We start from the raw sequence: 8,759 nt of genomic DNA, 5'->3' as shown, positions 1-8,759 counted from the left end.
CCTCGGTGTATGCTGATGTGAAATACGTCAAAGGGTTTGACGGCGATATGGAAGGCTACGTCGGCCATATTGGGATCCAGGGGCGTTTTTAATTCAGGTCTCTGAATCACACGCATAAAAAAGGGAAGGCATCAAAGCCTTCCCTTTTCTTATTTCGTTGCTGCGTTTAAAGCTGCGGGCAACGCTGCAAACTGTTTAGCCAGGATGTTTCAGGCTGAGCGGCCAGACGACGCGCACGTCCGTGGCGGCGCAAAATCAATCCTTTGTCCTGCATTTCACTCAGATCGCGTCTGATCGTTTCGAGACTTACATCCAGCGATTGTGCCAGTTCGCTTACCTGTAGCACTTCATGTTGTTCAACCAACTGAAGGATGGCCTGATGGCGATTTTTTTTAAGCACCGGTTATTCCTGTTTATATGACAGTTATGTGACGAAGGTCACAAATAACGGTAACTATAATACCTGCGTTACATTGTTAATTTTGGGATCGATCTCAATTTTTCAGGAATCCGCGCAGAATTTTTACGCCTTCGGCGCTTTTTGGTTCGCTGCGTTTCTCTGTCATACTATGCGCATGCTCCATTTCCCTGCCCGGCACCGCTGAAAATACCTGCTACGCCGGGACGAATGACTAAGGATTTTTTATGGAATTCAATACTGCCGGTCTGATCTCACTTGACGAAGCGCTGGATAAAATGCACGACTGTGTACCGCCTAAAACAAGTCAGGAGGCCGAATCCCTGCCACTTGCTGGCGCCGCAGGCCGCATAACCGCCGCACCGGTGCTTTCACCGGTTTTTGTGCCACCTTTTGATAACTCCGCAATGGATGGCTATGCCGTACGTTGCACAGACTTGCACGACGGCGCGGTGTTCCCGGTCGCGGGCAAAGCCTTTGCCGGTGCGCCTTTTCATGGCGAATGGCCTGCCGGAACCTGTATCCGCATCATGACCGGTGCGCCAGTTCCCGCCGGTGCCGATGCAGTAATCATGCAGGAACAGGCTGAAGTTTCAGATGCAGGAGTACGTTTCACTGCAACAGCGCAAAAAGGCCAGAATATCCGCCTGACCGGAGACGACATTAAACAGGGCGACAGCGTGCTGCCTGCCGGTGTACGGCTCGGTGCGGCAGAATTACCGCTGCTGGCCTCACTGGGCGTCACCCACGTCAAGGTCTGGAAACCGCTGAAAGTCGCCGTATTCTCCACCGGCGATGAACTGCAACCGGTGGGAACGCCTTTGCAGGAGGGGCAGATTTACGATACCAACCGTTTCGCTGTGCGCCTGATGCTGGAACAACTGGGCTGTACCGTCCTGGATTTAGGCATTATTCGCGATAATCCCCTGGCGCTGCGTAAAGCCTTCGAAGAAGCCAATGCGTTTGCCGATCTGGTGATTTCCAGCGGTGGCGTATCGGTGGGTGAAGCCGATTACACGAAGCAGATCCTGGATGAACTGGGTGAAATTGGTTTCTGGAAACTTGCCATGAAACCGGGCAAACCTTTTGCTTTCGGTAAACTGGAAAGCAGCTGGTTCTGCGGTTTGCCGGGGAATCCGGTGTCGGCAGCACTGACGTTTTATCAGCTGGTTCAGCCATTTATTGCACAGTTGTCCGGCCATACGGCCTGGCAATTCCCGCCCCGCCTGAAGGCAAAAGCGGTGACACCATTGAAAAAATCCCCCGGACGTCTCGATTTCCAGCGCGGTATTTTCGGCACCAGCGCCGAAGGACAACTGGAAGTGCGCACCACCGGCCATCAGGGTTCGCACGTATTCAGCTCATTCAGCCAGGCCAACTGTTTTATCGTGCTTGAACGCGGGCGCGGTAACGTGGCCGCAGGCGAAATCGTTGAAATCGAACCGTTTAACGCCCTGCTGCGGAGCTGAATATGCCTCAACTGCCGGAACTGACGGACGCTGAAACCCTGCGTTATAACCGCCAGATCGTTCTGAAAGGGTTTGATTTTGACGGCCAGGAACAACTGAAAGCCCGTCATGCGCTGATTGTCGGACTGGGCGGTTTAGGCTGTGCCGCTGCGCAATATCTGGCGGCGGCAGGCACCGGTACGTTAACGCTACTGGATTTCGACACGGTCTCGCTGTCAAACCTGCAACGCCAGACGCTGCATACTGACGCCCGGATCGGCATGTCGAAAGTGGAATCCGCCGCAATGGCGCTGGCGGCAATCAATCCGCACATCGTCATTCATCAGATTAATACACAGGCCAGCGACGACATGCTGCGTGACCTGATCGCCGCCTGCGACGTGGTGGTCGATTGCACCGACAACGTCACCACGCGCAATCAGCTGAACGGTGAATGTTACGCGCAGAAAAAACCGCTGGTTTCCGGGGCCGCCATCCGCATGGAAGGCCAGCTCAGCGTGTTCACTTATCAGCCGCAGGAACCCTGCTACCGCTGCCTGAGCCGGTTATTCGGTGAAAACGCCCTGACCTGTGTGGAAGCCGGTGTGATGGCACCTTTAGTCGGCACCATCGGCAGTTTGCAGGCGATGGAAACCATCAAACTGCTGACAAAATTTGGTGAAACCCCGCGCGGAAAACTGCTGATGTTCGACGCCATGACGTTGCAGTTCCGCGAAATGAAACTGATGAAAGACCCGCATTGTGAAGTGTGTGGGGATTGTTGAATCAGTAAATTCAGACACAAAAAAACCGCCTTTATCGGCGGTTTTCTATTTTTTATGACACCCAAAACAATTCGCAAAATCATTCGCGTTGTATCAAGGCGGCAACTGCACGAATCCCCGGGAGCTTACATCGGTAAGTGACCGGGGTGAGTAAAGGCAGCCAACGCCGAGACAACGTGAAGGATGCAGCGAATTAACTATTGATGCCCTGGCTACGCAGATAATCTTCGTAATTACCCGAGAAATCAATCACGCGGGTCGGCGTCATTTCCAGAATACGGGTTGCCAGCGAGCTGACAAACTCACGGTCGTGGGAAACGAAGATCAGCGTACCTTCATACATTTCCAGCGCCATGTTCAGTGACTCGATGGATTCCATATCAAGGTGGTTGGTTGGTTCATCCATAATCAGGATGTTCGGACGTTGCATCATCAGTTTCCCGAATAACATACGACCTTTTTCACCACCGGAAAGTACTTTCACTTTCTTCTTGATATCGTCCTGACCGAACAGCAGACGGCCTAACACACCGCGTACGGCCTGCTCGTCGTCTTTCTCGGATTTCCACTGGCTCATCCAGTCAAACACGTTCAGGGTGTCATCGAATTCATATTCGTGATCCTGCGCGTAATAACCGATCTTGGCGTTTTCAGACCATTTTACTGAACCGCTTTCCGGTTCATGCTCACCGACCAGCGTTTTCAGCAGCGTTGATTTACCGATACCGTTGGCACCCAGAATCGCGACTTTCTCGCCCACTTCAAGCATCAGGCCGAGATTTTTAAACAGCGGACCGTTGTCGAAACCTTTGGTGATTTTTTCCACTTCCAGCGCATTACGGAACAATTTCTTGTCCTGCTCGAAGCGCATGTAAGGGTTCTGACGGCTGGATGCTTTGATTTCATCAAGCTGAATTTTATCAATCTGACGGGCACGGGAAGTCGCCTGTTTAGATTTGGAGGCGTTCGCGCTGAAGCGGCTGACGAACGATTGCAGTTCAGCAATCTGTGCTTTCTTCTTGGCGTTATTGGCGCTGAGAAGTTCACGAGCCTGCGTCGCCGCCGTCATGTATTCATCGTAGTTGCCCGGATAAACACGCAGTTCGCCATAGTCGAGATCCGCCATGTGCGTACACACCATGTTCAGGAAGTGACGGTCATGGGAAATGATGATCATGGTGCTGTTACGTTCGTTCAGCACCTGCTCCAGCCAGCGAATAGTATCGATGTCCAGGTTGTTCGTCGGTTCGTCGAGCAGCAGGATTTCCGGGTCGGAGAACAGCGCCTGCGCCAGCAAAACACGCAGTTTAAAGCCCGGGGCGATTTCGCTCATCGGGCCATAATGTTGCTCGACAGGGATCCCCACGCCCAGCAGCAATTCACCCGCACGGGATTCTGCGCTGTAGCCGTCCATTTCGCCGTAAGCGACTTCCAGATCAGCCACTTTGTAGCCGTCTTCTTCGCTCATTTCCGCCATCGCGTAAATACGGTCGCGCTCTTCCTTCACTTCCCACAATTCGGTGTGGCCCATGATAACGGTGTCCAGCACGCTGAACTGTTCGAAGGCGAACTGATCCTGGCGTAATTTACCCAGACGCTCATTCGGGTCCAGCACAACGTTACCGCCAGAAGGCACTAAGTCGCCACCGAGGATCTTCATGAAAGTGGACTTGCCACAACCGTTCGCGCCAATCAGGCCGTAACGGTTACCGCCGCCAAATTTCACGTTAATATTTTCAAATAACGGCTTGCTGCCGAATTGCATGGTGATGTTGTAAGTACTTAGCACAACGCTCGCTCTTAATTGGGAAATGTGATTTGGCGCGCATTATGCCACAACAGCGCGTCAGGATCGCCTGTAGTTGTGGTCATTTTTCACTCAACAGCTAAAAAAAATGCTTAATGTGCGACTTTTCAGAAAGCAATAAAAACAAAAAACCCGGCCGGAGCCGGGTTTGTCGTACAACCGCTGAAATCAGAAGTTGTAGCCAATCACGCCGTAGTAACCCCAGCCGGTGGACTTCACATCGAAGTTACCGTTACCGAAGTTCAGTTCAGCGCCGTCAGCCCACTGGCCGCCGTTGTGGAAGTAACGCGCCACGAACGAGTAATGCCAGTGTGTGTAGTTCAGCGACAGGATATGGCTGGAGGCGATAGAGTTGTTAGAACGCGCTTTGTTGCCGTTCAGATCACGGAAATCGTCATCACCCAGTGAGGAGCCCCAGTCGAAGTTGGTGAACCCGATATAGCTCAGGTTGCCACCCCACAGTTGCGTCAGAGGAACGAAATATTTCACTTTGAAACGGTAACCGTCCCAGCTGTTTTCATTCGCTGCGCCGTAGTTTTCCCACTGGTATTTCGCATACACGTTCAGAGACAGGCTCATCGGCAGACCGGTGTCGATGTCGGTGCCCAGCCCCATGTACCAGGTATTCTGACGGTTATCGCTGTCCGGGCCCATGTCGTAGATATAGTTGTTCGCGAAGTACCATTCTTTGAACGGACCGAAGCTCAGATCAGTACCGGTCAGCTTATCAATAGAGAAACGCGGTTCGATTTCCATAAACAGCGGAGAACCGTTTTTATCCCAGATACCGGTGTCATTACCGTTACCGGCGCCGAAGGTTTTAGGAATATCGATATAACCGTAGAAATCAAACCAGTCTTTGTGCGCAAACGCTTCATATTCAAGGTAAACATCGTTACGCAGCGTAGGCCCGAAACGGGTATCGGCGCTACCTACAACGTTGACACTTTGGTGCCACCAGTCAGAAACAAATTCGCCCTTGCTATCATCAGCGAGCACGGTCGCGCTGTAGGACAAAGCCATCAAAGCGCCTGCTGCAATAATTTTATTTTTCATATTTTTACCAGAAGCGGGGGGTGGAACAACGCCTTGCCACTTTCAGACGTTGCATAAAACAAACCCTAAAACTGTGATCCGCAACCGATTGCTGCACATAGTGCAAAAAACCTGCAATTACCAGTTACTTCCTACAAGAGTCGACTTTTCTTAGCTAATAAATAGATTTGGTCAAGGTTTGTCAATTTCTGTTTCATTCCGATACATCCCCAATGTGACATTCATCACATTTATCTTTCCGTGCGCTTTTATTCAGTACGGACTGATGCAAAAAGTTATCGTTGATAAAATGACCATTCGTTATTTGTCATGCTATAATCATGACAAATAACGGTGCGGAGGCACACATCATGAATTCAAAAATTACCGGGCTGTCTTCCAGCTCTGTGCAAGATTCTGCAACGCCGCTTTGGCAATCTGCGGGCCTTCCCGCAAGCAGCGGAATCAGTTTGATAAATGCCATACAAAAGGGATTTCCGGTTGATAGTATCAGCCGTCTTAATACTGAGCTGGGATGGCCAAAAATGGTGTTACTGGAAATCATGGGCATTAACGAACGCAACTATGCCCGGCGTAAAGCCGGGAACGGATTGCTAAAAAGTGAAGAGAGTGAACGTGTGGCGCGACTGGTTCGCATCGTGGATGCCGCAACTGATTTGTTCGAAGGGGATCGTGTTTCGGCGCTCGAATGGTTCACCCGCCCTGCTCCGGCACTGGATGGTTCACGTCCGCTGGAACTGCTGTCTTCTGAAGCGGGTGCTGTGGAAGTCAGCCGCCTGATTGGTCGTCTCCAGCACGGTGTTTTCAGTTGAAGCTGTTTCGTATCGTGCAGACCCGCCATCTGGCGACAGCCTGGTCGGGAGCCGGCGCGCAACTTTATGGCGGTCGCTGGAATCCGCCAGGCAGGCCGGTCGTCTATGTCACCACCAGCATCTCACTGGCTATCCTGGAAATTCTGGTGCATTTGCAAAACAGCATGTTGATGCGTTCCTATACCTTGCTGAGTATTGAGGTGCCAGAGGAACTGCTGGATACGCTGGAAGTTTCAGAGCTTGCCGCCGACTGGCGAAGCGCATCGGTGCCTGACAGCACACAACGTCAGGGTGACGTCTGGCTTGCAGAAGGTGAATATGTCGGGCTGAAAGTGCCGTCAGTGATTGTGCCGTCGGAATACAACGTATTACTTAATCCGCTACACCCGGCTTTTGCCGATTTACTGAGTTCAGTAGAACGCGAGCCCATGATGTTTGACCCGCGCCTGCAATAAAGCGCGGGTCTGCTCTCTGTCAGGAAATCACTCTGCTTTCCGGTTGCTGCGATAAATGAGTGCCAGTGCGATGATCAGGCAGGGAATAGCCGCAATCCGGTGCCATGACAGCGCGATCTGCGGATTATCCAGCCAGCCGAAATTATCAATCAGCATACCCATTGCCAGTTGTCCGAGGATTACCGCGACCGTTGCCACCGCCGTTCCGACACGGGGTACCGCTGTCACCATCACAATGATGTAAGGCACGCCAAATAATGCGCCCGCGAGTTGCCACTTCGGTACGGTGAGCAAGGTTTGCGGCTGTGGTGTTTGCAAAAACAGCACCAGCACTGCGGTAATGGCAGCCCCGACGCTGAACGTCAGGAATGCGCTTTTCAGTACGCCCACTTTCCCGCCTAACTGCCCGTTCACCGCCGCCTGCATACTCAGCGCGGCACCGGCCACAATGGCCAGTATTATCATAATCAGTTCAGTCATGGTTCAGTCCCAGGCAATCAAAACAAGTGCAGCAACGATAAACAGCAGCGCCAGCAGGCGTTCGCCGCCGACTTTTTTGTGCGGTGTACCAAACCAGCCGTAATGGTCGATCAGCACGCTTTTCGCCACCTGCCCTGACAAAATCGCAATCATGGTCATGCCGATACCAATGACCGGCGTCGCGAGCGTCAGCACCACGACATAAACCGGGCCGAGCACGCCACCCAGCAATGTCCAGCCCGGTTGTTCATTGAATGACGGCGCATTACGCGGGCTGAAAAACAGCACCAGCAGGCCGGTGAGCACCGCACCCACACCAAAAATACTCAGCGTGGCCCACAGATGGCCAACCTCCGTTCCCAGCGGACCAATCAGCCCGGCCTCCAGTGAAAGCCCCATCCCCGCCAGGACGACCAGCGGAATTAACATCAGATTCATCATTGCCCTGCTTTCTGTTTTTTCGAAGCGGCGACTATAACGTGACAGAACTATGCGAAAAACAGCACAATCAGGAAAATACCTTTGCGGGATACGCACAGATGAAAGGTTTTAATCAGATCAATATTCAGGCATTACGGCTGTATGTCGCGGTACTGGATCAGGGCAGTTTCTCTGAGGTGGCGCGGCGTGAGGCGATGTCGCCGTCAACCGTATCGCGGGTGATTTCCCAGCTTGAACAGGCATTACAGACGCAACTGCTGTATCGCAACACACGCGCCGTCAGCCCGACAGAATCCGGCAAACTGCTCGCCGGTCATGCGCGACAGGTGCTGACACAGCTGGATCTCGCCACGCTGGATTTGCAGGAGCAGGACAGCGAACCCGGCGGACTGGTGCGCATCAATGCGCCGGTAGTTTTTGGTCAGCGCCATCTTGCGCCGTGGTTGCATGAGCTGAGTACACGTTATCCGCGCCTGAATATCGAGCTGATGCAGACCGACGATTTTATCGACCCGTTGCAGGACAGCGTTGACTTGCTCATCCGTATTGGCGTGATGGCGGACTCCACCCTGCAGGCGCGCACGCTCGGCCATCAGAATTTTCGCCTTGCCGCCAGCCCTGCTTATCTGGCCCGCGCAGGAAAGCCGGAAACACCGGAGGATTTAGCCAGTCACAGTTGCCTGGTGTTCAAAGGATTTGCCGGTCCGCAACGCTGGTACTTTCGTCAGCCGGAACAGGAATGGCATTCGATGACCCTGCGGGGATTACTGACCAGCAATAATGCGGAAACCCTGACGCAGGCCGGGATCGACGGCATGGGGCTGGTGGTGTTCCCCACCTGGCTGATTGGCGATGCCCTGCGCGACGGTCGGCTGGTCAGCGTACTGGAAAATTATCAGGTATCGACGTCACCGGAGCCGCAAACCATCAGCGCGCTGTATCCGAACAGCCGCCGCCCGTCGATCAAAGTCAGGGCTGTGATTGATTTTCTGCTGGAGAAATTTGGCAGTCCGCCGTACTGGGAAAGGTAAACATATCCGTCTTCTGAGTTGCCATT

At 52.9% G+C, this 8,759-nt stretch carries 10 protein-coding genes; 5 read left to right on the top strand and 5 right to left on the bottom strand.

Annotated features, from left to right (window positions below; translation table 11 throughout):
• Positions 1-166: 166 nt before the first annotated feature.
• Positions 167-400, bottom strand: coding sequence for a DeoR family transcriptional regulator (locus AC1DUO_RS17950; RefSeq protein WP_013574728.1), 234 nt, complete (start codon positions 398-400; stop codon positions 167-169).
• Positions 401-645: 245 nt separating this feature from the next.
• Here AC1DUO_RS17950 and moeA point away from each other — a divergent pair, with 245 nt between their 5' ends.
• Together moeA and moeB are read left to right on the top strand one after the other, a co-directional pair.
• Positions 646-1,887: a molybdopterin molybdotransferase MoeA gene (gene moeA / locus AC1DUO_RS17945; protein ID WP_153375103.1), complete on the top strand. Its 1,242-nt coding sequence runs from the start codon at positions 646-648 to the stop codon at positions 1,885-1,887.
• Between the two features lie 2 nt (positions 1,888-1,889).
• Positions 1,890-2,651 (top strand): molybdopterin-synthase adenylyltransferase MoeB, encoded by a 762-nt coding sequence (gene moeB / locus AC1DUO_RS17940; RefSeq protein WP_015689557.1) that lies wholly within the window; start codon positions 1,890-1,892, stop codon positions 2,649-2,651.
• Positions 2,652-2,844: 193 nt separating this feature from the next.
• Here the strand turns inward: moeB and AC1DUO_RS17935 are convergent, their stop codons facing one another.
• A complete protein-coding gene (locus tag AC1DUO_RS17935; protein WP_013574725.1) occupies positions 2,845-4,440 on the bottom strand; it encodes an ABC-F family ATPase in 1,596 nt (531 codons plus the stop codon).
• A 186-nt stretch (positions 4,441-4,626) separates the two neighbouring features.
• Positions 4,627-5,514, bottom strand: coding sequence for a nucleoside-specific channel-forming protein Tsx (locus AC1DUO_RS17930; RefSeq protein ID WP_013574724.1), 888 nt, complete (start codon positions 5,512-5,514; stop codon positions 4,627-4,629).
• A gap of 449 nt (positions 5,515-5,963) precedes the next feature.
• On the opposite strand from AC1DUO_RS17930, the gene parS reads away from it, so the two are divergent.
• Entirely contained in the window at positions 5,964-6,326 is a 363-nt protein-coding gene (parS, locus tag AC1DUO_RS17925) for a type II RES/Xre toxin-antitoxin system antitoxin (protein ID WP_231576083.1), read from the top strand.
• Positions 6,323-6,781 (top strand): RES family NAD+ phosphorylase, encoded by a 459-nt coding sequence (locus AC1DUO_RS17920; RefSeq protein ID WP_013574722.1) that lies wholly within the window; start codon positions 6,323-6,325, stop codon positions 6,779-6,781. The genes parS and AC1DUO_RS17920 overlap by 4 nt, the downstream gene beginning before the upstream one ends.
• A gap of 27 nt (positions 6,782-6,808) precedes the next feature.
• Here AC1DUO_RS17920 and AC1DUO_RS17915 read toward each other — a convergent pair whose 3' ends face one another.
• Both AC1DUO_RS17915 and AC1DUO_RS17910 read right to left on the bottom strand, forming a co-directional pair.
• On the bottom strand, positions 6,809-7,261 hold the full coding sequence (locus tag AC1DUO_RS17915; protein WP_455268831.1) for a DMT family transporter: 453 nt from the start codon (positions 7,259-7,261) through the stop codon (positions 6,809-6,811).
• A gap of 3 nt (positions 7,262-7,264) precedes the next feature.
• Complete coding sequence (locus AC1DUO_RS17910; RefSeq protein WP_013574720.1) at positions 7,265-7,699, bottom strand: DMT family transporter; 435 nt, start codon at positions 7,697-7,699, stop codon at positions 7,265-7,267.
• Between the two features lie 101 nt (positions 7,700-7,800).
• Between AC1DUO_RS17910 and AC1DUO_RS17905 the strand changes: the two genes are divergently transcribed.
• Entirely contained in the window at positions 7,801-8,733 is a 933-nt protein-coding gene (locus tag AC1DUO_RS17905; protein ID WP_119261419.1) for a LysR family transcriptional regulator, read from the top strand.
• Positions 8,734-8,759 lie beyond the last annotated feature (26 nt).

Source organism: Rahnella sp. P4_A8, assembly GCF_056402435.1.
Note: the sequence above shows the minus strand (reverse complement) of the source record. Positions and strands in the feature narration are given on the sequence as shown.